Raw genomic sequence first — 26,596 nt, forward strand, 5'->3', positions numbered from 1 at the left:
AGTCAGGATCCCTTCGCCGGAACGATCTGCAGGTACACCATCGTCAGGATCAGGTTCGCGAAGAACAACAGGAGGAAGGTGATGACGACGGTCTGGTTGACGGCCTCACCGACACCCTTCGGTCCGGCGCCGGGGTGCAGGCCCTTGTAGGCCGCGACGACGCCGGCGATGACACCGAAGATCGCTGCCTTGATCTCGGCCACGTAGAGGTCGGGTAGCTGGGCCAGGGCCGAGAAGGATGCCAGGTAGGCGCCCGGAGTTCCGCCCTGCAGGATGACGTTGAAGAAGTAGCCGCCGGCGATGCCGACCACGGACACCAGCCCGTTGAGCAGCAGCGCGACGAGCACCATCGCGAGCACGCGCGGGACCACGAGGCGTTGCACCGGGTTGATACCGAGCACCTCCATCGCGTCGATCTCCTCGCGGATCGTGCGTGACCCGAGGTCGGCGGTGACCGCGGAACCGGCCGCGCCGGCGATCAGCAGCGCGGTCACGATGGGACTGCCCTGCTGGATCACCGCCAGTACGCTGGCGGCGCCGGTGAACGACTCCGCGCCGAGCTGCTTGATCAGCGACCCGGTCTGCAGCGAGACGACGGCACCGAACGGAATCGCCACGAGGGCGGTGGGCAGGATCGTCACGCTCGCGATGAACCACGCCTGCTCGATGAACTCGCGGAACTGGAACGGCCGGCGGAACAGGTTGCGCACGACGTCGACGAACAACTCGACGATGTTTCCGGCCTGGGTGAGTGCACCGTGTATCGGACGCACGAACGAGCTGGTGCCCGAACCGACCCCCATGTGTTCTCCTAGCTGGTGTGGTGGCGGGCGGACTCGTCGTACCCGTCACCGGGGTACGCCGGAATGACCTGCGTGTCGTCGTCGCGGTAGGAATGGTCCTGATACGCCGGTGCCGCGTGCGATCCGTTGCTCTCCTCGAAGGATTCGAGGATGGCGTGCTGGGCGGGCTCGGGCAGGGTGTGGAGGATGTGCCGCACCCGGTCCTGCCGGCGGCGCACCGCCTGCCGCTCGGGCATCCCCGGGGTGGCTTTCATCTGCGGGACGATGCCCTCGATGTCGTCCACGCCACCGGCGTGATGCCCGGCCTCGACGAGCGCCTGTTCCTGCGCCATCGTGGCCTCGTCCTTCTCCTCCGACATCCCGATCGGCCCGATCATGGTGCCGTTGAGGAACTGCTTGACCACCGGCTCGTCGCTGGTGAGCAGCACCTCACGCGGACCGAACATCACCAGTTCGCGCCGGAACAGCATGCCGATGTTGTCCGGCACCGTGCGCGCCAGGTTGATGTTGTGCGAGACGATCAGGATCGTCGCGTCGATCTCGGCGTTGATGTCGATCAGTGTCTGGGAGATGTAGGTGGTCCGCACGGGGTCGAGTCCCGAGTCCGGCTCGTCGACCAGGATGATCTGCGGGTCGAGCACCAGTGCCCGCGCCAGCCCGGCGCGCTTGCGCATGCCGCCGGAGATTTCGCCGGGCAGCTTGTCCTCGGCGCCGAGCAGACCGACGAGCTCGAGCTTGTCCATCACGATCTTGCGGATGTCGGACTCGGACTTCTTGGTGTGCTCGCGCAGCGGGAACGCCACGTTGTCGTAGAGGTTCATCGACCCGAACAGCGCGCCGTCCTGGAACAGCACCCCGAACAGCTTGCGGATCTCGTAGAGCTCCTTGCTCGAGCACTGCAGGATGTCGGTGCCGTCGATGACGATCGAGCCCTGCTCCGGCCGCAGCAGACCGATCAGCGACTTGAGGAACACCGACTTGCCCGTGCCGGACGGGCCCAGCAGGGCACTCACCTCGCCCGCCGGGAGGGTCAACGTCACATCCTGCCAGATCCGCTGAGACCCGAAGGACTTCGTCAAGCCCTCGACAGCTACTTCGACTCCCACCATTACCTCCGCACGGCTCGATGCTGTTCCCCACTGTGGATTGCGTCACTGTAGCGCATCGAAGTGTTACCTGTGACACGGGATCCTACTAGCGAGTAAGAACACAGGTCAACTCGGGCATAACACCCGTCGATCAGGGTGATGACCTGCGTCTTTGCCGTCCCCGTGCGGCATTGACGTCAACCTATCGCGGATGCATTCCGCGTGCCCGCCGAACCGGTCACGAATGCGCGAAAAGGCCGCTGCCCACGGACGTGAATCCGTGGGCAGCGGCCTTGCCGGATCGCTCGACCGGAGTCGAGCAGCCTCGCACCTCTTACTTGACGGTGACCTTGGCGCCGGCCTCTTCGAGCTTCGCCTTGGCGGCGTCGGCAGCGTCCTTGGCGACCTTCTCCAGGATCGGCTTCGGAGCGCCCTCGACGAGGTCCTTGGCCTCCTTCAGGCCGAGGCCCGAAACGATCTCGCGGACGACCTTGATGACCTGGATCTTCTTGTCGCCGGCACCCTCGAGGATGACGTCGAACTCGTCCTGCTCGGACTCGGCCTCGGCGGCAGCGGCCGGGGCGCCGGCAGCGGCGACGGCGACCGGAGCGGCAGCGGTGACCTCGAAGGTCTCCTCGAAGGCCTTCACGAACTCCGAGAGCTCGAGGAGGGTCAGTTCCTTGAACGCGTCGAGCAGCTCTTCGGTGGTGAGCTTCGCCATGGTGGCGGTCCTTCCTTGTGGATCCCATGTCGCTGATCCGCGACCGGATGGGATACGCGCCGGGGCGCGCGGGGTGGGTGGGTCAGTGATTCGCGAGGGTGCGGATCAGCTTGCGGCAGACTCCTGGTCCGCCTTCTTCTCCTGCAGAGCGGCCGCGAGACGGGCCACCTGCGAGGCAGGAGCGTTGAACAGGCCGGCGGCCTTTGCCAAGTTGCCCTTCATCGCGCCGGCGAGCTTGGCCAACAGCACCTCGCGGGACTCGAGGTCCGCGATCTGGTTGACCTGTTCCACGGACAGCGCAGCGCCGTCCATGTAGCCGCCCTTGATGACGAGCGCCTTGTTGTCCTTCGCGAAGGTCTTCAGGGCCTTCGCAGCGTCGACCGGCTCGCCCTTGATGAACGCAATGGCGGTCGGTCCGACGAACAGGTCGTCAAGGCCCTCGACGCCCGCCTCTGCGGCGGCACGCTTGACCAGGGTGTTCTTGGCGACGGAGTAGGTGGCACCCTCTCCGAGAGCGCGTCGCAGCTGCGTCAGACTGGTCACCGACAGACCACGGAACTCCGTGATCACGGCGGCAGTCGAGTCCTTGAACTGCTCGGTGATCTCCGCAACCGCGGAAACCTTCTCAGGCTTTGCCATACTTCGCCTCCTCTCAGTAACAGTCGTTTTCCCGCTCGGGAAGTTCCACTCGAAATCCGTAAAATGCAAAACGCCCCGGTGCAGGGCACACGGGGCGTACAGAGAGAAGGACGGCATCGCGAACGATGTCGTATCTCCCCTACCTCGTCCTCCTGCGTGGGCCGCCGGGCAATCCCGGACCTTCAACCGAATCCACACGCGGACCCGGTGACCAACGGTCTTGGGTAGAACATGATCGGGGTGAAGATCGGCACGCGCCGAACTCCGCGAGCCAGCGTACCCGACGGGACGCGCCGACGCAAAACGGCCGGCACGGAGCAGTTCCGTGCCGGCCGTTCGTGCGTTGCCTGCGAAGACCGGGTACCGGTCTCCTTACTCGGCGTCCTCGAGGAGGTTCCGGGTGCGCGACGGATCCACCGGGATGCCCGGGCCGGTGGTGGTCGCGATGGTGACCTTCTTGACGTAACGCCCCTTCGCGGTGGACGGCTTCGCACGCAGGACCTCGTCCAGCGCGGCAGCGTAGTTCTCCACCAGCTTCGCGTCGTCGAACGACGCCTTGCCGATCACGAAGTGCAGGTTCGAGTTCTTGTCGACGCGGAAGTTGATCTTGCCGCCCTTGATGTCGGCGACGGCCTTCGTGACGTCCGGGGTGACCGTGCCCGTCTTCGGGTTCGGCATCAGACCGCGCGGACCGAGGACACGCGCGATGCGGCCGACCTTGGCCATCTGGTCCGGGGTCGCGATCGCGGCGTCGAAGTCCAGCCAGCCGCCCTGGATCCGCTCGATCAGGTCCTCGGCGCCGACGGCGTCCGCACCGGCGGCCTCGGCCTCGGCGGCCTTCTCGCCCACCGCGAACACGATGACGCGGGCGGTCTTACCGGTGCCGTGCGGCAGGTTGACCGTGCCGCGGACCATCTGGTCCGCCTTGCGGGGGTCCACACCGAGGCGCATGGCGACCTCGACGGTGGCGTCGTAGTTCTTCGACGAGGTGTCCTTCGCGAGCCGAGCGGCCGCGAGGGGGCTGTAGAGCGTCGAGGCGTCGATCTTCTCAGCGGCGGCGAGGTACGCCTTGCTGCGCTTTGCCATTGTTCTGTCCTAACTTGTCACCGGAAGGTGAACGGTTCGGTCGTGGTTGTCGAGCCTGGCCGGCCCTCCCACGGATTACTGCTGCCGGGCACTGGGCCCTGCGGGTCCCGAGCGGCGCTGCGCTCAGCCCTCGACCGTGATGCCCATCGAACGCGCGGTGCCGGCGATGATCTTCGCGGCGGCCTCGACGTCGTTGGCGTTCAGGTCTTCCTGCTTGGTCTTGGCGATCTCGCGCACCTGGTCCATGGTGACCTTCGCGACCTTGGTCTTGTGCGGCTCGCCGGAGCCCTTCTGCACACCCGCGGCCTTCAGCAGCAGCTTGGCTGCCGGCGGGGTCTTGAGCTTGAAGTCGAACGAGCGGTCCTCGTAGACCGTGATCTCGACCGGCACGACGTTGCCGCGCTGCGACTCGGTCGCCGCGTTGTACGCCTTGCAGAACTCCATGATGTTGACGCCGTGCTGACCCAGCGCGGGGCCGACCGGCGGAGCCGGGTTGGCCTGACCTGCCTGGATCTGGAGCTTGATGAGCCCGGCAATCTTCTTCTTCTTCGGGGGCATCTCTATTCCTAGTTTCTTGCTCGGTGTGGTTCTTGCGTACTGCTATCGCAAGTTTGAGTGGGTCGGACCGTCAGATCTTCGACACCTGGTTGAAGGACAGCTCCACCGGGGTCTCACGACCGAAGATCGACACCAGGACCTTGAGCTTCTGCTGCTCGGCGTTGACCTCGCTGATCGACGCCGGCAGCGTCGCGAAGGGCCCGTCCATGACGGTGACGGACTCGCCGACCTCGAAGTCCACCTCGATGGTGGGCTTGGCAGCCGTCGCAGCGCCTTCGGCGGCACTGGTCGCGGCGGCGGGCTTCTTCTTCGCCTGCTGCGGCAGGAGGAACTTCACGACCTCCTTGATCGTCAGCGGCGACGGGCGCGAGGTGGCACCCACGAATCCGGTGACGCCGGGGGTGTTGCGCACCGCGCCCCACGATTCGTCGTTCAGTTCCATCCGCACCAGGATGTAGCCCGGCAGGACCTTGCGGTTGACCTGCTTGCGCTGGCCGTTCTTGATCTCGGTGACCTCTTCGGTGGGCACCTCGACCTGGAAGATGTACTCCCCGAGGTCCAGGTTCTGCACGCGGGTCTCGAGGTTGGCCTTGACCTTGTTCTCGTAACCGGCGTAGGAGTGCACGACGTACCAGTCGCCGGGCTCGAGCCGAAGCTGCTTCTCGAGGGCCTCCGCGGGATCGACCTCCTCGGCCGGGGCCTCCGCGGGCGCCTCGGGCTCGTCACCGGCCGTCTCGTCGGTTTCGATGCCCGTCTCTGCCGTCTCGTCGGCCGGTTCCCCGTCCGTCTCGTCGGCCGGTTCCCCTGCCGACTCGTCGGCCGCGTCCACGGTCACGGAGTCGTCGACAAAGACCTCGTCCGAAACGCGCTCTTCGGCCGAGGGCTCGTAGGAGTCGTTCTCGGGGGTGCTCACCGGGCACTTTCCTCTCGTCGATCACATTTGCCGGCACGCTGACGCGCTAGCCGAACAACCAGCTGACGCCCTTCACGAACGCCAGATCCAATCCAAAGATGAACGCGGTCATGACCGCCACGAAGACCACGACGACCGTCGTGTACGTGACCAGCTGCTTGCGATTCGGCCAGATCACCTTGCGCAGCTCGGCGAGGACCTCACGGAAGAAGCGCCGCAGGCGCTTGAAGATGTTCTCGGTGCCCTGGGCACCGGAGCGAGCGGCGGACTTGGCCGGCTTCGATTCGGGCCGGCGACCTGCCGCCACCGCGGTCGACGCCGGAGCAGCGGAACGCCGCGGGGACTTCTTGCCGGTGGGGGCAGCGGATGCGGAGGAAGCGCCGGGGGTCGCGTCGGTCGCCGATCCGGCGTCCTCAGGGCTGGAAGTCCCTGCGGTACCGCCGTCGCGCTTACCGCGCTCCTCGCTCACATCGTTCCTCTCGGTCGCTGGCCGTCCGGGGGCAGGGGCGACAGGACTTGAACCTGCAACCTGCGGTTTTGGAGACCGCTGCTCTGCCAATTGAGCTACGCCCCTCTGGTCGATGCCTCCGCCGGAAAACCGGCGTCTCGATCGACCCATCTGCGACCACATGACATGCGCGCCACCCCGTGAGCCGTTACGGCCTTCGAGAGCAGCGCGCTGCGCTATGCGATCCCAGAAGTCTTAGTGTACTTCATAGCCCCGGGACAAACCCAATCCGCCGGCCGGTCAGGCCAGACGGACCGTTGCCGTGGCCCGCCCGAAGATCTTACGTCCCTCGGACTTCGCCACGATCGCGACCACTGCTGTCTTGCTGTCCGCGTCCACCGACTTGACCTTGCCGGAGAACTCCACCTCGGCGGCCCGGTGGGCCTCGACGTAGACCGGACTGGTGAACCGAACGTTGTACTCGGTCACCGCCCCTGGGTCACCGAGCCAGTCGGTGACGAAGCCGGCCGCGATGCCCATGGAGAGCATGCCGTGGCCGACCACGTCGCGCAAGCCGGCGAGCTTGGCGACCTCGTCGCTCCAGTGGATCGGATTGGGATCACCCGACACACCCGCGTAGTTCACGAGGTTGCCACGGGTGAGCGTCACCACCCGCACGGGCAGCTCCTCACCGACGGCGACGTCCTCGAACCTACGGCGCGACATGCATCATCACATCCTTGACTGCGTGGGCGATGTTCTCGTCCACCTCGCCACCGGTGCGGCCCACCAGGGTGGTCCACGAGGTCATCACGAGGTTGTCGTGCTGATCGGTGATGATGTTCTTGGTGGTGATGATGTCGCTGCCGGCAGCCTGACGGAAATCGTCGAGGTACACGTCGCAGAACAACCGATCGCCCACCTGGATGGGCCGGTGGAACACCAGCCGCTGGTCCGTCTGCATGATCTGGCTGAGGTCGTATCCGGTGACGACCTCGTCGAACAGCTTGCGCTGGGCGATCATGCCGACGATGGAGATGAAGGTGAGGGGCGCGACGAGGCCGTCGTAGCCGAGGCCCTTCGCCGCTTCCTCGTCGTGATGTGCCGGATTGTTGTCCAGCACGGCGCGCGCATACTCGCGGACCTTTTCCCGCCCGACCTCGTAGAAGTCCTCGACGCGATAGTGGTGACCGACCATCGAGGCCGCATGTGCCGCTACATCGAACTGGATCCCGGCCTGTTCGGTGCCGTCCACGACCGATTCTTCACTCACGAATGTGCCCGTCATACGCAGAACTCCCGCAACTTCGCCCGGACGCCGGCCGGCGTGGGCGATTGTGCGGGGAGCTCACGCGTCGACGTCGACCCTGTACGACTACTTCGACTCGCGGTGTGCGCGATGAGTGCCGCAGTTGGGGCAGAACTTCTTCAGCTCCAACCGGTCGGGGTCGTTGCGACGGTTCTTCTTCGTGATGTAGTTGCGGTGCTTGCACACCTCGCAGGCCAGGGTGATCTTCGGCCGCACGTCGGTGGAGGAGGCCACGGGATGCCTTCTTTCGCGTCAATCTGATCAACGACGATCAGGGTGGTTCATTCAACTGTGGTAGCGGTGACCGGACTTGAACCGGCGACGCAACGATTATGAGTCGTTTGCTCTACCAACTGAGCTACACCGCCTCGGTGTCGAGTGTCGCGAACAACGGCGGCACCACAATCCAGCGAGCCCCCTGACGGAATCGAACCGTCGACCTTTTCCTTACCATGGAAACGCTCTGCCGACTGAGCTAAGGGGGCGCGACCACCGTGAGCATCTCTGCTCGCTGCGGCCTCCAAAAGATTACACACACTCCTCTGCAGGAACAAAATCGCCAGTTCAGGGGCCGTAAATCGACTTTTTCACCCCTCGGCCGAACACCCGGAGGCGCTCTGAAGTCTGCGCCCGCCGAAACCCGGCGACTGGTCGGTACCGGAACGTCTGCGAACGCAGAACGGCCCCGATCCGTTCGGATCGGGGCCGTTCCGGTGGCAGGTGTAGGATTCGAACCTACGTAGGCGTAAGCCGACGGATTTACAGTCCGCTCCCATTGGCCGCTCGGGCAACCTGCCGGGCGCGATCGGGACCGTGTCCCTGGCGCGTTTGAAACAATACAACGCACACCCCCCTGTTGTGCAAACCGGGTGGACAGCGGCACTGCGCCACCCGATAGCGTCGGGGCGGCAACCCGTACAGAACCGATCCGAAGTGGAGTGCACGTGGCTGATTCGTCGTTCGATGTGGTGAGCAAGGTCGACCGCCAGGAGGTGGACAACGCGCTGAACCAGGCCGCCAAGGAACTCGGCACCCGTTTCGACTTCCGCAACACCGGGGCGGGCATCGAGTGGAGCGGCGAAGAGTCCATCACCCTGACCGCCGACACGGAGGAACGCGTCAAGGCCGCCCTCGAGGTGTTCAAGGAGAAGCTGATCCGGCGCAATCTGTCCCTGAAGTCCTTCGACGCCGGCGAGCCCACCCAGTCCGGCAAGGTCTACAAGATCAGCGGGTCCCTGGTGCAGGGCATCAGCACCGAGAACGCCAAGAAGATCTCCAAGCTGATCCGCGACGAGGGACCCAAGGGTGTCAAGGCGCAGATCCAGGGCGAGGAGCTGCGCGTGACCAGCAAGAAGCGCGACGACCTGCAGGCCGTGATCGCACTGCTCAAGAACGCCGACCTCGACATCGCGCTGCAGTTCGTCAACTACCGGTAGGCAGTGCATCGACTACCAGTGCGTCCGGTAGCCGGTGCGGGCGGTAGGCAGTGCGTCCGGTAGGCAGTGCGTCCGGTAGGCAGTGCGTCCGGTAGGCAGTGCGGGCGTCAGCCCCCGCGGGCCATGCGCTCGAGCCGGTCGATGCGCTCCGCCATGGGCGGGTGGGTCGAGAACAATCGGCTCACCCGCTCCCCCGGACGGAACGGGTTCGCGATCATCATGTGCGACTGCGCGGCGATCCGAGGCTCGGGGGGCAGGGGCGCCGCCCGGGTGCCCTGCTCGAGTTTGCGCAGCGCCGAGGCCAGCGCCAGCGGATCTCCGGTGAGTTCGGCGCCGGACTGATCCGCCTGGTACTCGCGGGAACGCGACACCGCGAGCCGGACGACGGTCGCCGCGATCGGACCGAGCAGCGACACCAGCAGCAGGGCCAGCGGATTCGTGCCCTGGTCGCGGTTGCCGAACATGTTCGCGAAGAACGCGAGATTCGCCAGCCCCGAGATCACCGCCGCCATCGCACCGGCCACCGAGGAGATCAGGATGTCCCGGTTGTAGACGTGCGACAGCTCGTGCCCGAGCACCGCGCGCAACTCCCGCTCGTTCAGGATCTGCAGGATCCCGGACGTGCAGCACACCGCCGCATGGCGGGGATTGCGGCCGGTCGCGAACGCGTTGGGTGCGCTGGTCGGGCTGATGTACAGCCGGGGCATCGGCTGATGCGCCGTGGTCGCCAGCTCGCGCACGATCCGGTAGATCACCGGCGCCTGTACCTCGGTGATCGGCTGGGCATGCATGGCCCGCAACGCCAGCTTGTCGCTGTTGAAGTAGGCGTAGGCGTTCATCCCGACGGCCAGGACGATCGACCCGATCAGGATCGTCGGGTTGCGGAACAGGGCGCCGATGAACACGATGAGGGCGGACATCCCGATGAGGAGCCCCGCCGTCTTCAGCCGGTTCGCATTCCCGTGCACGTCACGCCTCTTCCCGTCGATCTTGCCCCAGCATTCAACGAAGCAGGGTGGGGAGCGGGTTCCCTGCCGTCATCGGCTGCAGCGGCCTCCCGACGTCCGGGTTCCTACCCCACGCGCGCGATCGTGTAGTCGACGAGCCGGCGCAGGGCCTCGTTCGCCGGTCCCGGCGGCAGCGACTCCAGTTCCGTGCGGGCCTTGTCCGCGTACTCGCCCAGCGTCCGCTTCGCGGCCGCCATTCCCGGCGACCGCGCCAGCAGCTCCAGGGCCTCGGCGACGGCGGCCTCGTCCTCGACCGGTCCGGCGAGCAGTTCGCGCAGCCGATCGGCGTCGGGCCCGGTCTCACGGAAGGCGTAGAGGACCGGCAGGGTGTGGACACCCTCGCGCAGATCCGTCCCCGGGGTCTTGCCGGACTCCGTCGACGCCGACGAGATGTCGATGATGTCGTCGGCGATCTGGAACGCGGTGCCGACGGCGTCGCCGAGCCGCTCCAGATGCGCGATCTGGTCCGGGTCGGCGCCGGAGAACGTCCCGCCGAAGCGTCCGCTCGTCGCGATCAGCGAGCCGGTCTTCTCCCACACCACCTTCAGGTAGTGCTCGACCGGGTCCCGTTCCTTCCCGCTGCCGATGGTCTCGCGCATCTGTCCGGTCACGAGCTCGGCGAACGTCTCGGCGATGGTCCGTACCGCAGCGGGACCGAGCGTCGACACCAGTCGCGACGCATGCGCGAACAGGAAGTCCCCGGCGAGGATGGCCACGCTGTTGCTCCACCGCGCGTTCGCGCTGGGTGCGCCCCGGCGCATGGTGGCCTCGTCCATCACGTCGTCGTGGTACAGCGTGGCCAGGTGCACGAGTTCGACCGCGGTCGCCGCCGTCACGACCGCCGGATCGTTCGGCTTCGGACCGAGCTGGGCGGTCAGGAGGGTGAACAGCGGACGGAACCGCTTGCCGCCGGCCTTGGCGAGATGCAGTGCGACCTCGGTCAGGAAGTCCTCGCCGTCGGAGAGCTCGGAGATCAGCACTTCCTCGACCCGGGCGAGACCGTCCCGGACGGCGCCCGCCAGGACCGGATCGCCGAGGTCCACCCCGGCCACCACCGTGTCCGACGTCGCGCCGGACGGACCGGCGGACTGCGCCGCCCCTTCAGTGCTCACGATGAGGTACCCATCCTGTTCTGTCGACCCGGCTACCGCTGTCCGCTGTCGAATCGGCTCCACGGTAGTGAACCTAGCCGCTCCGCCGGTCGGCTACCTCCCCGAGGCACCGAAGCCGTACCTGGAAGGATGGAGCCGTGGTGGCAGAACACGCTGGGTCCGAACCGCGGCCCGACCTTCCGGAGCTCCCCGACCGTACCGACGTGCTCGTCGTCGGCGCAGGTCCTGCCGGGTCGGCGGCCGCCGCCTGGGCGGCCCGCGCCGGCCGCGACGTACTGCTCGTCGATGCCGCGACCTTCCCCCGGGACAAGACGTGCGGCGACGGCCTGACCCCGCGGGCGGTGGCCGAACTCGACCGCCTCGGCCTCGGCGACTGGGTGCGCACGCGCACCGTCAACCGGGGCCTGCGGCTCGAAGGCTTCGGTCGCAGCCTCGAACTTCCGTGGCCGTCGGGTTCCTTCCCGGCCCAGGGCAGCGCCGTGCCACGCACCGAACTCGACGACCGGATCCGCCGCGTCGCCCTCGAGTCGGGCGCCGCGGCCGCCGAGGGAACCAAGGCCGTCGCCGTCGAGCGCGAGGGAACGCGGGTGACCGCGGTGACCTTCGCGACCGCGCGCGGTCCGCGCACCGTCGGGTGCGAACGACTCGTCGTGGCGGACGGGGTCCGTTCTCCGCTGGGCAGGCTGCTCGGCCGGCAGTGGCATCGCGACACCGCGTACGGGGTCGCGGCCCGCGCCTACGCCACCTCCCCCCGCAGCGACGACCCGTGGATCACGTCGCACCTGGAGCTGCGCGACGACGCCGGCACGCTGCACCCGGGCTACGGCTGGGTGTTCCCCCTCGGCACCGGGGAGGTCAACATCGGCGTGGGCACGCTCGCCACCTCCAAGCGGCCGGCCGTCGGGTCGCTGCGCCCGCTGATCGAGCTGTATGCGTCGCGGCGGCGCGGCGAGTGGGGACTCGGCGAGACGACCCGGGTGGCGTCGGCGCTGCTGCCGATGGGCGGTGCGGTGTCCGGTGTGGCGGGCCCGAACTGGGCCCTGGTCGGCGACGCCGCGGCGTGTGTGAATCCGCTCAACGGCGAGGGCATCGACTACGGCCTCGAGGGTGGGCGGCTCGTCGCCGGCGTCCTGGATGCGGACGATCTCACGCAGCTGTGGCCGGCCCTGCTGCGCGAGCGCTACGGGCGGGCGTTCTCCGCAGCCCGGCGACTGGCCGGGCTGCTGACGTTGCCGCGGTTTCTGCCGGCCACCGGGCCTGTGGGGATGAGTTCGACGTCGCTGATGACGGTGGCCGTCCGGGTGATGGGCAACCTCGTCACCGAGCGCGACGAGGATGTCGTCGCACGGGCGTGGCGGGCCGGGGGCGGCGCGTCGCTGCGCTGGGACCGCCGACCGCTCTTCGCCTGAGCCGCGTCCGGTCAGCGCACCGCCCGGTGCAGGGCCACGATCCCGCCGGTGAGGTTGCGCCACTGCACCGACCGCCAGCCGGCGGCCCGGATCCGCTCGGCGAGCTCGGGTTGCGCGGGCCACGCCCGGATCGACTCGGCGAGATAGACGTACGCGTCGGGGTTGCTGCTGACGGTCCGCGCGACCCGCGGCAGTGCCCGCATCAGGTACTCGAGGTAGAGCACGCGCAGCGGAGCCGAGACGGGTGTGGCGAACTCGCACACCACGAGGCGGCCGCCGGGTTTGGTCACCCGCGCGATCTCGCGGAGCCCGGCCTCGAAGTCGGAGACGTTGCGCAGCCCGAAGGAGATGGTGGCGGCGTCGAAGACCGCGTCGGCGAAGGGCAGGCGCATCGCGTCGCCCGCGACCATCGGCACCTGCCGGAACGCGCCCGCCTGCAGCATTCCCGTGGAGAAGTCGGTGGCCACCACCCACGCACCGGACCGGCCGAGTTCCACCGTCGACACCCCGGTGCCGGCGGCCAGATCGAGGACGCGCTCCCTCGGCCGCAGGTCCAGCGCCGCCCGGGTGGCTCGTCGCCAGCTGCGGTCCTGCCCGAAGGAGAGCACGGTGTTGGTGATGTCGTATCGCTGGGCGACGCCGTCGAACATCGACGCGACCTCGCGCGGATCCTTCGCGAGCGAGGCCCGCGACCCGTGAGTAGTTGCCACGGTCGAAACGTTACCGCTACGCGCTGTGCCGACGTTACCGCTACGCGCTGTGCCGACGTTACCGCTACGCGCTGCGCCGCAGCGTGCCCGGCCGGACCGAGCAGACCTGCTCGTAGTGCCCGAGCAGTTCGTGGCACACCGCGGGCCAGGTGCGGCCGAGCACACCGCGCCGCGCGGCCGCGCCGAACCGGGCGCGCAGCACCGGGTCGGCGAGTGCGCCGACCGCGCCCGGCAGCAGGTCGGTGAAGCCGTCGACCGGCAGCCGATAGCCGTTGCGGCAGTGCGCGACGAGATCGCGTGGGCCGCCCGCGTCGGGCGCGATCGCGGGGACGCCGCTGGCGAGCGCCTCCTGCACGGCCTGGCAGAACGTCTCGTGCTCGCCCGGATGGACGAACACGTCGAGGCTCGCGTAGGCGTCGGCCAGGGCGTCACCGCCGAGGTGGCCGGTGAACACCGCCCCGGGCAGGGCCGTCTCGAGCCGGGCGCGTTCGGGGCCGTCCCCGACGACGACGAGCCGGTAGCGGGGGTCGGCCGACAGGACCGCGAGACGGTCGACGTGCTTCTCCGGGGCGAGCCGGCCCACGAAACCCACCACGAGCCGGCCGTCCGGCGACCAGGCCCGGCGCAGCGCGTCGCTGCGCCGGGCCGGGGTGAAGCGTGCGGTGTCGACGCCCCGCGCCCAGCGGTGCACCCGGGGGATGCCGTGCGCGGCGAGGTCCGCGGCGGCGGCCGTCGACGGCGCGAGCGTGCGGTCACAGGCCCGGTGGATCCGGCGTGTCCACTGCCAGGCGGCCCGGGCCGCGAGGCCGAGACCGTAGCTGGACGCGAATCCGGCGACGTCGGTCTGGTAGACCGCGACGGTGGGCAGGTCGAGCCTGCGGGCCGCGCCGAGGCCGCCGGCACCGAGCAGGAACGGCGACGCCAGGTGCACGACGTCGGGTGCGAATCCGCGCAGGATGCCGGTGAGCGCGGGCTGTGGCAGCCCCACGGGCAGGGAGCTGACCTTCGGCACGTGCACCGCCGGCACCCGATGCACCGGGATGCCGTCGTGATGGGCGGGCGCCGGCGGCAGACCGGCGACGGTGTCGGGAGCGACGACCAGGGCCTCGTGGCCGTGGCGGTCGAGGTGCTCGAGCACGCGCAACACCGAGTTGGTGACGCCGTTGACGTTCGGGAGGAAGGATTCCGCGACGATGGCTACTCGCACCGGCCCAGCATCGCCGTGGCGGCGGTCCGGGCGGGGTGGTCGAGGTGTCCGCCGGGCGAAGTTCCGGCGAATCCTCCCGGCTGCACCGCTACGCGCGCGCCTCGCTGCGCCGCCGGAGATACGTGAGCACGGGGGCCGCGACCAGCCATGTCACCACGATCAGCGAGGCGGCGGGCACGAGAGCGACCCGGGCGTCGCGGCCGGTGACCCGCACGAGGTCGGGGTCGCTGCGGGCGTATTCGACGGCGATCCGCTGCCCGGCCGTGAGTCCCGTCGGATACAGCACACCGAGCTCGGGATTGTGGGTGACACCGTCGGGGGTGACGAAGCTGATCGCCGAGCGCAGCGACCCGGCGGAAAGCACCTCTGCCGTGGCGGTGCCCATGTCGGAGGCGATCAGATGGTCGTTGCGCCACGCCGCAAGGACCAGGATCACGGCGAGCACCGAGATGCCGATCGCGACGCCGAGCACCGCCCGGCGTGCCCTGTCGATTCCGCTCATGCGTCCGTCACAGCTGGGCGCGCACGGCCGCGTGCAGTTCCCGCAGGCCGGAACGGTCGGTGATCACCTCGAGCACCCGGATGCCGCCGGGGAGCTCGGCCCGGTCGGCCAGCGCGGCGGTCAGTGCGGGAAGGTCCACCCGCTCGTGCGGTACCCGGTACGCGGCACACAGCGCGGCGAGGTCCATGCCGTGCGGGGTGCCGAACACCCGCTCGAAGACGCCGGCGTACTGCGGGTCGCCCTGCTCGAGCAGCTCGAAGATGCCGCCGCCGTCGTCGTTGGCGACGACGACGGTCAGGTTCTGCGGTCGCGGTTCGGCGGTGCCGATCAGCAGCCCCGACGCGTCGTGCAGGAACGTCAGGTCACCCATCAGGGCGACGGTGCGGCCCTGCGGGTAGGCCAGGGCGGCGCCGACGGCGGTCGAGACGGTGCCGTCGATGCCCGCGACACCCCGGTTGGAGAGCACGCGCACCCCGTCGCGCGGGTAGCTCACCAGCGCCGCGTCGCGCACCGGGTTGGAGGCCCCGAGCAGCAGCTGGTCCCCTTCCCGCAGCGCGTCGGTGACCGTCGCCGCGACGTGCAGGCCGGTCGGCTTCGGATGGGCGTCGAGCTGGGCGCGCACGGCCTTGTCGGTGTGGGCGGACAGGTTCCGGCAGCGTTCCAGCCAGGCCGGATCGGGCCGGCCGGTGACGACGGCGCGGGTGCCGGTGGCGAGGACGTTGCCGGACACGTCGGGCCAGCGCGGTCCGGTGGTGAGGGCGTACACCGCCACCGACGGATCGGCGAGCAGCTTGGAGACCGGCCGGTGCAGCGTGGGCCGGCCGGTGATGATCGCCTGCCGCGGCTTCAGATGCGGCAGCGCCATCGGATGGAGCGGGACACCGTGGAGCGGCGCGGTGGGTTCGGCCACGGTCGGCAGTGCCGACAGTTCGGGCCGGTAGGCGGAGCCGTGCCCGGAGATCACCACGGTGTCGGCGGTGATGTCGAGGTCCATCGGCACGTCGAGGGTGGCGTGCACGGTGGTGGTCCAGGCGCTGCCGTCGGGGCGGCCCTCGGGTCCCGGGCCCTGGGCGTGCACGTCCGGGACGAGCGGCTCGCGCAGCGGGATGTCGAAGTGGACCGGACCGGCGTTGCCGGAGCGGGTGCCGCGGGCGGCGGCGAGGACGCGGCTGACCGCGGAGCGCCACTGGCTGTTCTGCTCGATCCCTTCGGCCAGGCCGAGGCTGATGGTGGCGCGGACCTGGGTGCCGAACATGCCGAGCTGTTCGACGGTCTGGTTGGCGCCGGTGCCGAGCAGCTCGTAGGGCCGGTTGGCGCTGAGCACCACGAGCGGCACCCGGGCGTAGTTGGCTTCGAGCACGGCCGGCGCGAGGTTGGCGACAGCGGTGCCGGAGGTCATCACGACGGGCACCGGACGGCCGGAGGCAACCGACAGGCCGATCGCGAGGAATCCGGCGGTGCGCTCGTCGATGCGCATGTGCAGCCGCAACCGGCCCGCATTGTCGGCGGCCTGCAGCGCGAAGGCGAGCGGTGCGTTGCGGGAGCCGGGGCACAGCACCACGTCGCGGACGCCCCCTCGGGCGAGTTCGTCGACGACGGCGGTGGCCTGGGCGGTGGACGGGTTCACGGAACCCAGAGTAGTGCGGGGCGGGCGGCGCGCCCCGGTCCCCCGGACGGCGCGCCCCGGTCCCCCGGGCGGCGCGGGACGCGGGTCACAGCGACAATGGGCCGATGCGCACCGTCTTCGATCCCGGCGAGCTGGGCACCGGCCGCTTCTACCGACTGATGACCGCCACGATCGTGCCGCGGCCGATCGCGTGGGTGTCGACGGTGTCCGCAGACGGTGTGCCCAACGTCGCGCCGTACAGCTTCTTCACCGTCGCCGCCGTGGACCCGCCGGTGGTGCAGTTCACCTCGGTGGGGCGCAAGGACAGCGTCCGCAACATCGAGGAGACCGGCGAGTTCGTGATCAACGTCGCGACCGTGCCGCTGATGGAACGGGTGAACGCGACGTCGGCGGGATTCGCGCACGACGTGGACGAGTTCGCGACCGTGGGCCTGCGGCCCGAGCGCAGCGAGCGGGTGCATCCACCCCGGGTCGCGGAATCGCCGGCGGCGATCGAGTGCACTCTGCACCGGGTGATCGAGGTCGGGGACTGCTTCGTGGTGATGGGCGACGTGGTGGCCGTGTCGGTCCGGGCCGACGTACTGGCCGAGGACGGGCTGCCGGACGTGGCGGCTCTGGCACCGGCGAGCCGGCTGGGGCGGAACGAGTGGGGTCTGACACCGCGGGTGCGCCACCTCGATCGACCCGAATGATAGGTTAGCCTCCGCTGATTTTATCGTCGACCGAGTGTCGCCGACGACGCCCGGCGTCTCGGGACGGAGGTTATGTATGGCTGCGCGCACCACGACCCGGACGCCGCCCGCCACCCGCGAGATCGTCACCGCCCACGTCCTCGCGGCCGAACCACTCGGGGCGAGCTTCGTGCGCGTGACCGTCGGCGGCGACGGACTCGCCCGGTTCGCGCCGATGGGGTTCGACCAGTGGTTCCGGATGTTCCTGCCCGGTCCCGGCCGGCACGCGCCGACCCTGCCGGGAGCCGCCGACCACAGCTGGTGGCCGCAGATGCAGGCGATGCCGGAACAGATACGTCCGATCCTGCGCAACTACACGGTGCGCGACTACCGGGAGGCGGGCTGCGGCCGCTACGGGCCCGGAGCGGAACTCGTCGTGGACGTCGCGACCCACGGCGACACCGGACCGGCGTCGGCGTGGGCGCGGACAGCGGAACCGGGTGCGGCGCTCGCGCTGCTCGACGAGGGCATCATGTTCCACCGCCCGGCCGGGGCGACTTGGCAGATCGTCGTGGGCGACGAGAGTGCGCTGCCGGCGATCGCCGGGATCCTCGCCTCGTCGGCCGAGCGGAACGACGCGACGGTCACGGAGGTGTTCGTCGAGGTTTCCCACCTCGAGGACGTCGCGGCGCAGAACCTGGTGACGGGACCGCGGACCCGTGTGCATCCGGTGACCCGGACGGATGTGCGGCCCGGAGCGCAGGTGCTCGACGCGGTGCGCGCCGCGGAGCTGCCGGACGGGCCGGGCTACGGATTCGTCGTGGGAGAGTCCGGGTTGGTGACGGCGATGCGCCGTCACCTCGTGCGGGAACGGGGCCTCGAGAAGTCGGCCGTGACGTTCAGCGGGTACTGGAAGTACGGGGCCGCCGCGTACTGAGGCGGCGCCCTTCCGGCCCTGTGTGCGGGGACCGGAAGGGCGCCGTCGACGTCTCAGCCGGCGTGCTTCTGCACCAGCGCGCCCACGCGGGGCAGGGCCTCGACGACGTGCTTCTGCGCCGACGGACGCAGCTTGTCGTAGACCTTCTTGATCGCCGTGCGCGACGAGGCCGCGATGCGCGCGTCCGTCACCCCGAGCAGCGAGTCCGCCACGGTCTCGCCGCGCGCGGTGAGGTAGTCGGCGAAGTCACCGTTGCCGGCGTAGTCCTGCCAGAACGGCTGGATCTTGGCGACGAACTCCGGCAGCAGGCCCTCGACGGCGCTGGGCACGATCGACGGGCCGAGCTTCGTCACCGCCGCGTAACCGGCCTTGAGCGCGAGACCCGACGCGCCCTTCTTGTCCGCCACCTCGGCGTCGATCAGCGCCTCGACGTCGGCGACGACCGCCGGGACCTTGTCGGCGCCGAGCAGGGCATCATCCAGAGCTGCAACCACTTCCACTGCCTCCGTAATGTGACTCGTGAGTACGAACGCCCGGAACGATATACGACGACCCGAGCCGCACCTAGTCGAGCGCGGCGCGGCACCGCCGCACCCGGTCGAACCACCAGCGCGTCCGTTCGGGGTCGGCTCGCACCGTGTCGAGGAGCGCCGGATCCGGCGTCACCTGTCCCACCGGGAGCTGCCCGTCGGCCATCGTCCGTGGCGCTGCCACGTCGGCGGTGAAGAACCCGCCCGTGCCCAGTCCGCACGCGTAGGGCAGCGCGGGCAGCGCGGCCGCGGCGGCCAGTCCGGCCCCCATTCCGACGGCCGAGTCGAGTGCGCTCGACACCACCACCGGCACGCCGTGCCCGGCCAGCTCGTCGGCCAGTGCCAGCAGCCGTCGCATCCCGCCGAGCGGGGCCACCTTGACCACCGCCACGTCGGCGCCGCCGGCCCGGACCACCTTCAGGGGGTCTTCGGCGCGCCGGATGCTCTCGTCCGCCGCGATCGGCACGTCGGGCATGCGGCGACGCACCTCGACCAGTTCGGGCACGGTCGCGCAGGGTTGCTCGGCGTACTCGAGCGGGCCGTCGGCGACGAGTTCCCCGAGCGCCACGACGGCCTCGTCCACACTCCACCCGCCGTTCGCGTCGACGCGGACGTTCGGCACCAGCTCGCGCACGGCCCGCACCCGTGCGACGTCCTGCGCGAGGTCCTGTCCACGTTCGGCGACCTTGACCTTCGCGGTGCGGGCTCCGGGGAACCGGGCCAGGATCTGCGGTACGTCGCCGGGGCCGACGGCCGGGACGGTGGCGTTGACGGGGACGGTGTCCCGGCGCGAAGCCGGAGGCCCGAGCCACGCGGATTCGAGGGCCGAACGCAGCCAGTGGGCGGCCTCCTCGTCGGCGTACTCGGGGAACGGCCCGAATTCTCCCCAGCCGGCGGGACCTCGCACGAGCACGAGCTCACGTGCGGTGATGCCGCGGAACCGCACCCGCATGGGCAGCGACACCACGACGGCAGCGTCGAGGATCTCGTCGAGGGGCGGCAGGGCCGCGGCGGTCACGGCTGGCCGGGCCGCAACTGGACCATCAGGGCCTCGCAGTCGGCGAGCAGCGTGCCGTCGACGTCGCGCAGCTCGGCCGAGCAGAACAACTTGCGCCCGTCGACCCGGTCGACCCGGCCCTCGACGACGAGTTCGGTCTCGAGCGGAGTGATCTTGCGGTAGTTCACGTGCAGGTAGGCGGTGCGGGCGATGGGATGACCGGCCGCGTGGACGACCATCCCGAACAGGTCGTCGAACAGCAGTGGAAGGGTTCCGCCGTGCGCCGCGCTGTTGCCGCCGCGGTGATAGACCCGGAACGTGCCCCGCGAGCGAACCGACTCGGCATCGAACTTCTCGAGCATCCACGGCAGCATCAGCAGGCTGCCGCGGCCGGGCAGGTCGACGTTGAAGCCGGCCGGAGACCGGCCTTCGGGCACGACGTGCGGCTCGAGCAGGTCCCCGAGCGCCTCGGCCTGCTCGATGGCGCGGTCGACGACGTCGTCGGGGAGGTGGGTGGAGACGGCGAGATCCTGCAGCCGCCGCAGGGCCTCGACGAGGCGGCCGAAGTTCGGTCCGGCCTTCACGGGCGTGTACACCGGGAACCCGCCGTGATGTTCGTACTCGGCGTCCACCGTGCTGTCCGTCTGCTCGCTCATGCCTGCACGGTAACGCGTTCCAGCACGACGGTGCTCCGGCAGGACGGTGTTCCGGCAGGACGGTGTTCCGGCAGGACGGTGTTCCGGCAGGACGTCGGTGCCGCGGTGGCGCATCGGGGTTCTATGGTCGACGGGTGACTTTCCATTCCGAGCTGTGGCGGCCCGTACCCGGGTTCGAGAACCTCACCGACATCACCTACCACCGGCACGTCACGCAGGGCACCGTCCGCGTCGCGTTCGACCGGCCCGAGGTGCGCAACGCGTTTCGTCCGCACACCGTCGACGAGTTGTACCGGGCGCTGGACCACGCCCGCATGACGTCCGACGTCGGCGCGGTGCTCCTCACCGGCAACGGCCCCAGCCCGAAGGACGGCGGCTGGGCCTTCTGCTCCGGCGGCGACCAGCGGATCCGTGGGCGCAGCGGCTACCAGTACGCGAACGGCGAGACCGCCGACACCGTGGACAGGGCCCGGGCGGGCCGGCTGCACATCCTCGAGGTGCAGCGGCTGATCCGGTTCATGCCGAAGGTCGTGATCGCCCTCGTCAACGGCTGGGCCGCCGGCGGTGGGCACAGTCTGCACGTCACGTGCGACCTGACGCTCGCGTCCCGGGAACACGCCCGGTTCAAGCAGACCGACGCCGACGTGGGCAGCTTCGACGGCGGCTACGGCAGCGCGTACCTCGCGAAAATGGTGGGGCAGAAGTTCGCCCGCGAGATCTTCTTCCTCGGCGAGACCTACACGGCGGAGGAGATGCACCACATGGGCGCGGTCAACCGCGTCGTCGACCACGCCGAGCTCGAGAACGTCGCGCTCGAATGGGCCGCGAAGATCAACGGCAAGTCCCCGCAGGCCCAGCGCATGCTCAAGTACGCGTTCAACCTGCAGGACGACGGGCTCGTCGGCCAGCAGCTGTTCGCGGGCGAGGCCACTCGGCTGGCGTACATGACCGACGAGGCGGTCGAGGGCCGCGACGCGTTCCTGCAGAAACGCGAACCCGACTGGTCGCCCTACCCCTGGCACTACTGATCGGGAGTTGCCCGCGCGGAGCGGGAGGTTAGCGGGAGGTTGTCGCCTCGTCGTCCGGGTGCAGTGCACGCCAACCTCCCGCTCGTCGCGAGAACGTCCCGATTGAAACGGTCCGAATCGGGCACACTCCTGACCATGACGGATCGCGAGCAACCACTCCCCGACCACATCCGCCCCGCCGGCGTCTCCGACGAGACGGTCGCGGCCGCCGGCAAACTCTCCGAGGCGCTCGAGACGGTCGAGCAGGCCCGCGGCAACCTGTACGCCTTCCACCAGCTGATGGGCCGCGCCGACCTGCTGCTCGGCGACGCCGTCGACAAGCTCGCCGAAGCCGGTCACCGCGAGCTCGCCGACCGGGTCCGGACGGAGATGGTCGGACGCAACGTTGTCGAGGGGCGGTGGACCTTCCAGATCGTGGAGGACTTCGACGACGGCTACTGGACGGAGTTCCGTGAGCTCGACCGGCAGGTGCGCGACGAGCTGGTCGCCGGCCGCCGGCATCTGTTCGAGGCCGAGATGAAGGAGGACCGCCGCACCCACGGGCGACGCGGGCACGAGGCCAGACCGGTCGAGGACGGGTGAGATGGAGATTCTCGCCGGCCGGACGATCCTGCGGCCGTCGGACTACGACGTCGCCCTGAGGTTCTACGGCGAAGTCCTGGGTCTGGCGATCTACCGCGAGTATCCCGGCGGAACGGTGTTCTTCGCCGGTCAGTCGCTCCTCGAGGTGGCCGCGCACGGCGGCAGCGCCCGGCCGCAGCACTTCGAGGGCGCACTGTGGCTGCAGGTGCGCGACGTCTACGACGCGGAGGCCGAGTTGGTGACGAAGGGCGTCCCCATCGTGCGGGAGGCCCGGCAGGAGCCGTGGGGACTGCACGAACTGTGGATCGCGGATCCGGACGGCATCCCGATCGTGCTCGTGCAGATCCCGGCCGATCACCCTCTGCGCCGCGACACCCGCTGAGCGGTATGTCCTTTGGGCTGCCCTGGCAGCCCAAAGGACACACCGGCCGCGTCAGCGGCGGGTCTCGAGGGCGGCCGCGATCTGCTCGGTGTGGGCCTGCGACTCGTAGAGCTGACGCAGCAGCCACAGCCTCAGCACCCGGGCGATCGCGCCGGCGACGTACAGCGCGGCGCCGAGGATCGCGACGATGAGCAACGCCGTGGCGAGGATCTGGTACGACGCGATGTTGCGCAGGTCCGCCTGGGTGAGCGAGGCGAAGTAGACGACGAACGCGGCGACGGCACCGCCGATCATCAGCACGAGCCCGCCGATTCGTGCGGGTCCGTCCCCCTTCGCGGATCCGGTGTCGAGCTTCAGCTCCGCCGCGTCCTTCCGGAACTTGGCGCGCCGCTCCTCGGTGAGTGCGGTCATGGTCATCCTCCTAGATAACTGGTCGAAAGTTCGTTCTCGATGTCGGCGGGCTCACCGATCCGCACGACGCGGCCCTGCAGCATCAGCGCGGCCGACGTCGCGATGGGCAGCACCGCCCGCGCGAACTGCTCGGCGACGAGGATCGACAACCCGTCCTCGACGAGCCGGCCGACGATGTCGTACATCTCGGTGACGATCCGGGGGGCGAGCCCCATGGACAGTTCGTCGAGCAGCAGCACGGTGGGATCGGTGCCCAGGGCGCGGGACAGGGCGAGCATCTGCTGCTCGCCGCCCGACATCGACCCCGCGAGCTGGCCGCGTCGCTTCCCGAGGATCGGGAAGCGCTCGTAGGCGACGGTCTCGAGATCCTCGAGCGACACGCCGGTGCCGGTGGCGACCCACAGGTTCTCCCGGACGGTGAGGTTGGGGAAGATCCCCCGCCCCTCCGGGATGGTGCAGACGCCGAGCCGGGCGAGCGCGGCGGCGTCGACACCGTTGACGACGCGGCCGGCGACGCGCAGTTCGCCGTGCTCGACGGGCAGTACGCCCGAGCACACCCGAAGCGTCGTGGTCTTGCCGCCGCCGTTCGGCCCGAGCAGGGCGACCACCGAGCCCGGCTGCAGCGTCAGGCTCACCCCGTGCAGCACTTCGATGGGTCCGTAGCTCGCCCGCACGTCGACGAGTTCGAGCAACGGGGTCGGCTCGTCGCCGGAGACGTCGACGAGATCGGTGACGGGGGCGTTCATGCCACCTCCTCGGTTCCGATGTACGCGGCGATCACCGCGGGGTCGTTGCGGATCTGCTCGGGGCTGCCCGAGGCGATGAGCGCGCCGTAGTCGAGGACGTGGATGCGCGAGCACACCCGCATCACCAGCGGCAGGTCGTGCTCGACGAGGCAGATCCCGAGGCCGTCGTCCGCGAGCCGGCACAGCAGGTCCGCGAAGTCGTCGGTCTCCTGTTCCGTCTGTCCGGACGCCGGTTCGTCGAGCAGCAGCACCCGCGGCCGGGTCATCAGCGCCCGCGCGACCTCGACGACGCGGGCGCGGCCGGTGGGAATGTCGGAGACGTCCATGTCCGCGACGTCCGTGAGTCCGGTCAGGTCGAGCAGCCGGTCGGTCTCGGCGTCGATGTCGTGCCGCGCACGGGTCGCGGTGCGGTGCATGTCGCCGGCGACCCGGAGGTTGTCGCGCACCGACAGCGACAGGAACAGCTCGAGCCGCTGGAAGGTGCGGGCCAGTCCGCGCCGGGCGCGCTTGTAGGGCGCGGCGCGGGTGAGGTCGACGCCGTCGAGCAACACCTGCCCGGCGGTCGGCTTCTGCAGTCCGGTGACGGTGTTGAACAGGGTGGTCTTGCCGGCACCGTTGGGGCCGATCAGCCCCGTCACGGTGCCCGCGGCGACGCTGATGCTCACGTCGTCGACGGCGGTGTGCCCGCCGAACCGGACCGTGATGCCCCGGGTCTCGAGCAGGGTGTCAGACATGCGCGCTCAGCTCCTTCGCGACGCTCGCGGACGATTCGGGCGCCGCCGGGGTGGGCCGCGCCGCGGGCAGGCCCAGTTCCCGGTCGAGGCGGTAGCGCCCCTCGGCCGTGTACGGCTCGTCGAGACCGACGAGTTCGGGCGGGGTGGTGCGGCGCCGTTCCATTTCGTCGGCGCCGAGCACCGCACCGGGCATGAGCCACTCGCCGACGACGGGCAGCAGGAACACGATCGTGATGGTCAGGGCCGCGAACCACCAGTTGCCCAGGACGCCCGTCAGGGCCAGGACGTAGAGCAGCGCGATCGCCGCGCCGCCGCCGTACAGCACCGGCCGGGCGGAGAGCAGACGGCGGTAGCCCTCGACCATCTGGTGCACGCTGCCGGACGGATTGTGACCCACCCCGATACCGATCAGCGCGGGGCTGACGGCGGCGATGTTGCCCAGCAGGAGGTACAGGCCCTCGAGTTCGGGCTGCGTCTTGGCGAGGTTGTTGAACGAGACCATGATGACCGCGAAGCCCACGCCGGCCATGACACCGCCGAACAGCGCGCCGCTGACGTACCCGATGCCCGCGACGACGGTGAGCATGAGCAGGGTCAGGCTCACGATGATGTTGAAGTTCTCGCCCGCGACGGCACCGGTGGCGCTCGACATCAGCACACCGCCGAGTCCGGCGATGGCGGCCGAGAGCATGAACACGCTCAGCTTGAGGGTGATCAGGTTCTGCCCGAGCATGGCCGATGCGGCGGGGCTGTCCTTCATGGCCGCCAGGCGACGTCCGTAGCCCCTGTTGCGCAGGGCGACGACCCCGACACCGAGCAGCGCGAACAGCACCGTCGCCGTCATGAGGAACGTCGTCTCGTCCTGCAGGTCGAGCGGGCCGATCCGCAGCGGCGGGATCACGAGCGAACCGCCCGTGAAGATCGAGAACTCGACGCCGAACAGTTCGTGTTCGGTGGTGTCGCGCAGCACCATGTTGGAGACGAACACGCCGAAGGCCATGGTGGCGAGCGCGAGGTACAGGCCGCGCAGGCGTAGCGCCGGGAGCGCGACGAGCCCGCCGACGAGCGCGGTGACGACCACGGCGAGCAGCACACCCCACACGGTCAGCCGCTGGTCGAGTCCGGTGCCGGTGATCCCGAAGTGGAACACGACGATCGTGGCGATCGCCCCGAACGACAGCGGGGCGAGGTTCATCTCCCCCGCGTACCCGGTGAGCAGGGTCAGCGACAGCGCGACGATCGCGAAGGTCATGCCGAGGGTGAAGGTGGTGATCGCGGATTCCACCATGAGCAGGCGGATGAGGTAGACGATGGCCACGAGAGCGACCGCCCACACCACGGCCTTGCGGACGCTCGGCACGTGGTAGCGCTCGCGGGTGCGCATCGCCGCGCCGCGCAGCCGGTCCTGGGGCAGCACGATCAGCACCACGAACAACGCCACCATGGGCAGCGAGACACGCAGATTCGACGTCCACGCCCACGAGGAGGGGGCGTAGCCGATCAGGTAGGCGCCGGCGAGGCCGAGGACGAGGGCACCGACGAAGGTGCGCGGGATCGAGCTGATCCGGCCGAACATGGCGGCCGCGAACGCGTCGATGACGAGCAGGGTGAGCATGTTGGCCTCGAGGCTGCCGCCGCTGATCGGGGTGATCAGCACGCCGGCGAGGACGGCGAGCGTGGAGCCGAGCGCCCAGGAGAACGCCGCGATCCGTTCGGGGTTGTGCCCGTTGAGGCGCAGCAGGTCGGGATCGTCGACGACGCCGCGCATCGTGGCGCCGGTCCGGGTGCGCTGGAAGAGCATGCGCAATCCCACCGCGATCCCCACGGCCGCGAGCACGCACAGGATCTCGTGGACGCGGACGAACGCGCCGAGCACCCGGATCCCCGTGTCGTCGCCGAAGAACATGCCCAGCGAGCGGGGCTTCTCGGGATGCCAGAACCACTGGGACAGGAACAGCATCCCCAGCATGATCGAGACGGTCACGACGATCTTGGTGACCTCGGCGGTGTCCCGCAGGCCCCGCATGATCACCACGTACAGCGCCAGGCCCATGAGCGGCCCCGCGAGGAACAGCACCACCAGCAGGGCCAGCGGGACGGGCAGCCCCCAGCCGGCCGTGAGCTGCCAGTAGAGGAACGCGCCGAGCATCGCCTGGGCGCCGTGCGCGAAGTTGAAGATTCCGGAGGTGTTGTAGGTCAGAACGAGCCCGGAGGCCGCGATCGCGTACACGGACCCGAGCACGAGGCCCAGGATCGTGAACGTCACGAATGTGTTCATGGTGAAGCCCTGTCGGTAGAGAACCGGTCGTGTGGAGGCGGGGCGGTGCCGCGCGGGCACCGCCCCGCC

Annotated in this window: 31 protein-coding genes and 4 tRNA genes; 7 read left to right on the forward strand and 28 right to left on the reverse strand. The window is 69.5% G+C overall.

Annotation, left to right across the window (positions count from 1 at the left end; all coding sequences use genetic code 11):
- Positions 1–2: 2 nt before the first annotated feature.
- The 15 genes from F1734_RS19745 to F1734_RS19815 form a co-directional block, all read right to left on the reverse strand.
- Positions 3–803, reverse strand: a complete 801-nt coding sequence (locus F1734_RS19745) for an MlaE family ABC transporter permease (protein WP_010592018.1) — start codon at positions 801–803, stop codon at positions 3–5.
- A gap of 8 nt (positions 804–811) precedes the next feature.
- Complete coding sequence (locus F1734_RS19750; protein ID WP_026137592.1) at positions 812–1,912, reverse strand: ABC transporter ATP-binding protein; 1,101 nt, start codon at positions 1,910–1,912, stop codon at positions 812–814.
- 313 nt (positions 1,913–2,225) lie between these two features.
- Positions 2,226–2,612, reverse strand: a complete 387-nt coding sequence (rplL, locus tag F1734_RS19755; RefSeq protein ID WP_003937621.1) for a 50S ribosomal protein L7/L12 — start codon at positions 2,610–2,612, stop codon at positions 2,226–2,228.
- 105 nt (positions 2,613–2,717) lie between these two features.
- Entirely contained in the window at positions 2,718–3,251 is a 534-nt protein-coding gene (rplJ, locus tag F1734_RS19760) for a 50S ribosomal protein L10 (protein ID WP_003937620.1), read from the reverse strand.
- 372 nt (positions 3,252–3,623) lie between these two features.
- Positions 3,624–4,337 (reverse strand): 50S ribosomal protein L1, encoded by a 714-nt coding sequence (gene rplA / locus F1734_RS19765; RefSeq protein WP_010592020.1) that lies wholly within the window; start codon positions 4,335–4,337, stop codon positions 3,624–3,626.
- A gap of 123 nt (positions 4,338–4,460) precedes the next feature.
- On the reverse strand, positions 4,461–4,895 hold the full coding sequence (gene rplK / locus F1734_RS19770; protein ID WP_003937618.1) for a 50S ribosomal protein L11: 435 nt from the start codon (positions 4,893–4,895) through the stop codon (positions 4,461–4,463).
- Between the two features lie 70 nt (positions 4,896–4,965).
- Positions 4,966–5,808, reverse strand: coding sequence for a transcription termination/antitermination protein NusG (gene nusG, locus F1734_RS19775; RefSeq protein ID WP_010592021.1), 843 nt, complete (start codon positions 5,806–5,808; stop codon positions 4,966–4,968).
- A gap of 46 nt (positions 5,809–5,854) precedes the next feature.
- Positions 5,855–6,277 (reverse strand): preprotein translocase subunit SecE, encoded by a 423-nt coding sequence (gene secE, locus F1734_RS19780; protein WP_010592022.1) that lies wholly within the window; start codon positions 6,275–6,277, stop codon positions 5,855–5,857.
- A 32-nt stretch (positions 6,278–6,309) separates the two neighbouring features.
- Positions 6,310–6,382: transfer RNA gene (locus F1734_RS19785), tRNA-Trp, on the reverse strand.
- Between the two features lie 174 nt (positions 6,383–6,556).
- Positions 6,557–6,982: a (3R)-hydroxyacyl-ACP dehydratase subunit HadB gene (hadB, locus tag F1734_RS19790; protein ID WP_010592023.1), complete on the reverse strand. Its 426-nt coding sequence runs from the start codon at positions 6,980–6,982 to the stop codon at positions 6,557–6,559.
- The gene (gene hadA / locus F1734_RS19795; RefSeq protein ID WP_010592024.1) at positions 6,969–7,544 is read right to left on the reverse strand and encodes a (3R)-hydroxyacyl-ACP dehydratase subunit HadA; all 576 of its coding nucleotides are present in this window, start codon (positions 7,542–7,544) and stop codon (positions 6,969–6,971) included. Before hadA ends, hadB begins: the two co-directional genes overlap by 14 nt.
- An 87-nt stretch (positions 7,545–7,631) precedes the next feature.
- Positions 7,632–7,799 carry a 50S ribosomal protein L33 gene (gene rpmG, locus F1734_RS19800; protein WP_003937613.1) on the reverse strand — a complete coding sequence of 56 codons (168 nt, stop codon included), beginning with the start codon at positions 7,797–7,799 and terminating at the stop codon, positions 7,632–7,634.
- A 58-nt stretch (positions 7,800–7,857) separates the two neighbouring features.
- Positions 7,858–7,933 (reverse strand) — tRNA-Met (locus F1734_RS19805).
- A gap of 44 nt (positions 7,934–7,977) precedes the next feature.
- Positions 7,978–8,050: transfer RNA gene (locus F1734_RS19810), tRNA-Thr, on the reverse strand.
- A 229-nt stretch (positions 8,051–8,279) separates the two neighbouring features.
- A tRNA-Tyr gene (locus tag F1734_RS19815) sits at positions 8,280–8,362 on the reverse strand.
- A 147-nt stretch (positions 8,363–8,509) separates the two neighbouring features.
- Between F1734_RS19815 and F1734_RS19820 the strand changes: the two genes are divergently transcribed.
- A complete protein-coding gene (locus tag F1734_RS19820) occupies positions 8,510–9,001 on the forward strand; it encodes a YajQ family cyclic di-GMP-binding protein (RefSeq protein WP_010592025.1) in 492 nt (163 codons plus the stop codon).
- Between the two features lie 107 nt (positions 9,002–9,108).
- Here the strand turns inward: F1734_RS19820 and htpX are convergent, their stop codons facing one another.
- Together htpX and F1734_RS19830 are read right to left on the reverse strand one after the other, a co-directional pair.
- Positions 9,109–9,969, reverse strand: coding sequence for a zinc metalloprotease HtpX (gene htpX / locus F1734_RS19825; protein ID WP_010592026.1), 861 nt, complete (start codon positions 9,967–9,969; stop codon positions 9,109–9,111).
- Positions 9,970–10,073: 104 nt separating this feature from the next.
- A complete protein-coding gene (locus tag F1734_RS19830; RefSeq protein ID WP_010592027.1) occupies positions 10,074–11,120 on the reverse strand; it encodes a polyprenyl synthetase family protein in 1,047 nt (348 codons plus the stop codon).
- Between the two features lie 137 nt (positions 11,121–11,257).
- Between F1734_RS19830 and F1734_RS19835 the strand changes: the two genes are divergently transcribed.
- Positions 11,258–12,529, forward strand: a complete 1,272-nt coding sequence (locus F1734_RS19835; RefSeq protein WP_010592028.1) for a geranylgeranyl reductase family protein — start codon at positions 11,258–11,260, stop codon at positions 12,527–12,529.
- Between the two features lie 11 nt (positions 12,530–12,540).
- Here the strand turns inward: F1734_RS19835 and F1734_RS19840 are convergent, their stop codons facing one another.
- The 4 genes from F1734_RS19840 to menD all read right to left on the reverse strand — a co-directional run bounded on the left by F1734_RS19840 (position 12,541) and on the right by menD (position 16,575).
- Entirely contained in the window at positions 12,541–13,239 is a 699-nt protein-coding gene (locus F1734_RS19840; protein WP_082061262.1) for a demethylmenaquinone methyltransferase, read from the reverse strand.
- A gap of 64 nt (positions 13,240–13,303) precedes the next feature.
- Positions 13,304–14,446: a glycosyltransferase family 4 protein gene (locus tag F1734_RS19845; protein WP_017680024.1), complete on the reverse strand. Its 1,143-nt coding sequence runs from the start codon at positions 14,444–14,446 to the stop codon at positions 13,304–13,306.
- Positions 14,447–14,534: 88 nt separating this feature from the next.
- Positions 14,535–14,948: a DUF3592 domain-containing protein gene (locus tag F1734_RS19850; RefSeq protein ID WP_010592032.1), complete on the reverse strand. Its 414-nt coding sequence runs from the start codon at positions 14,946–14,948 to the stop codon at positions 14,535–14,537.
- Between the two features lie 7 nt (positions 14,949–14,955).
- Entirely contained in the window at positions 14,956–16,575 is a 1,620-nt protein-coding gene (gene menD / locus F1734_RS19855) for a 2-succinyl-5-enolpyruvyl-6-hydroxy-3-cyclohexene-1-carboxylic-acid synthase (protein WP_010592033.1), read from the reverse strand.
- Between the two features lie 104 nt (positions 16,576–16,679).
- On the opposite strand from menD, the gene F1734_RS19860 reads away from it, so the two are divergent.
- Positions 16,680–17,267: a flavin reductase family protein gene (locus F1734_RS19860; RefSeq protein ID WP_010592034.1), complete on the forward strand. Its 588-nt coding sequence runs from the start codon at positions 16,680–16,682 to the stop codon at positions 17,265–17,267.
- Between the two features lie 76 nt (positions 17,268–17,343).
- Positions 17,344–18,183 carry a siderophore-interacting protein gene (locus F1734_RS19865; RefSeq protein ID WP_010592035.1) on the forward strand — a complete coding sequence of 280 codons (840 nt, stop codon included), beginning with the start codon at positions 17,344–17,346 and terminating at the stop codon, positions 18,181–18,183.
- A 53-nt stretch (positions 18,184–18,236) separates the two neighbouring features.
- Here F1734_RS19865 and F1734_RS19870 read toward each other — a convergent pair whose 3' ends face one another.
- The 3 genes from F1734_RS19870 to F1734_RS19880 all read right to left on the reverse strand — a co-directional run bounded on the left by F1734_RS19870 (position 18,237) and on the right by F1734_RS19880 (position 20,366).
- Positions 18,237–18,677 carry a DUF6918 family protein gene (locus tag F1734_RS19870; protein WP_026137595.1) on the reverse strand — a complete coding sequence of 147 codons (441 nt, stop codon included), beginning with the start codon at positions 18,675–18,677 and terminating at the stop codon, positions 18,237–18,239.
- A 70-nt stretch (positions 18,678–18,747) separates the two neighbouring features.
- Entirely contained in the window at positions 18,748–19,731 is a 984-nt protein-coding gene (locus F1734_RS19875) for an o-succinylbenzoate synthase (RefSeq protein ID WP_040271952.1), read from the reverse strand.
- Positions 19,728–20,366, reverse strand: a complete 639-nt coding sequence (locus tag F1734_RS19880) for a PaaI family thioesterase (RefSeq protein WP_010592038.1) — start codon at positions 20,364–20,366, stop codon at positions 19,728–19,730. The genes F1734_RS19875 and F1734_RS19880 overlap by 4 nt, the downstream gene beginning before the upstream one ends.
- 134 nt (positions 20,367–20,500) lie before the next feature.
- Here F1734_RS19880 and F1734_RS19885 point away from each other — a divergent pair, with 134 nt between their 5' ends.
- From F1734_RS19885 to F1734_RS19895, 3 genes are all read left to right on the forward strand, one after another.
- A complete protein-coding gene (locus tag F1734_RS19885) occupies positions 20,501–21,394 on the forward strand; it encodes a 1,4-dihydroxy-2-naphthoyl-CoA synthase (protein WP_003937599.1) in 894 nt (297 codons plus the stop codon).
- 135 nt (positions 21,395–21,529) lie between these two features.
- Positions 21,530–21,976, forward strand: a complete 447-nt coding sequence (locus F1734_RS19890; RefSeq protein WP_026137596.1) for a hypothetical protein — start codon at positions 21,530–21,532, stop codon at positions 21,974–21,976.
- A 1-nt stretch (position 21,977) separates the two neighbouring features.
- Entirely contained in the window at positions 21,978–22,358 is a 381-nt protein-coding gene (locus tag F1734_RS19895) for a VOC family protein (RefSeq protein WP_010592040.1), read from the forward strand.
- 51 nt (positions 22,359–22,409) lie between these two features.
- Here the strand turns inward: F1734_RS19895 and F1734_RS19900 are convergent, their stop codons facing one another.
- From F1734_RS19900 to F1734_RS19915, 4 genes are read right to left on the reverse strand one after another with little or no spacing between them, the layout of a single operon-like run.
- Positions 22,410–22,769, reverse strand: a complete 360-nt coding sequence (locus tag F1734_RS19900) for a hypothetical protein (RefSeq protein WP_010592041.1) — start codon at positions 22,767–22,769, stop codon at positions 22,410–22,412.
- 2 nt (positions 22,770–22,771) lie between these two features.
- Positions 22,772–23,515, reverse strand: a complete 744-nt coding sequence (locus F1734_RS19905; RefSeq protein WP_010592042.1) for an ABC transporter ATP-binding protein — start codon at positions 23,513–23,515, stop codon at positions 22,772–22,774.
- Complete coding sequence (locus F1734_RS19910) at positions 23,512–24,249, reverse strand: ABC transporter ATP-binding protein (RefSeq protein WP_010592043.1); 738 nt, start codon at positions 24,247–24,249, stop codon at positions 23,512–23,514. The genes F1734_RS19905 and F1734_RS19910 overlap by 4 nt, the downstream gene beginning before the upstream one ends.
- The gene (locus F1734_RS19915) at positions 24,242–26,527 is read right to left on the reverse strand and encodes a branched-chain amino acid ABC transporter permease (RefSeq protein WP_040271949.1); all 2,286 of its coding nucleotides are present in this window, start codon (positions 26,525–26,527) and stop codon (positions 24,242–24,244) included. The genes F1734_RS19910 and F1734_RS19915 overlap by 8 nt, the downstream gene beginning before the upstream one ends.
- Between the last annotated feature and the right edge of the window lie 69 nt (positions 26,528–26,596).

It is taken from the genome of Rhodococcus ruber (assembly GCF_016804345.1).
Lineage (GTDB): Bacteria > Actinomycetota > Actinomycetes > Mycobacteriales > Mycobacteriaceae > Rhodococcus > Rhodococcus ruber.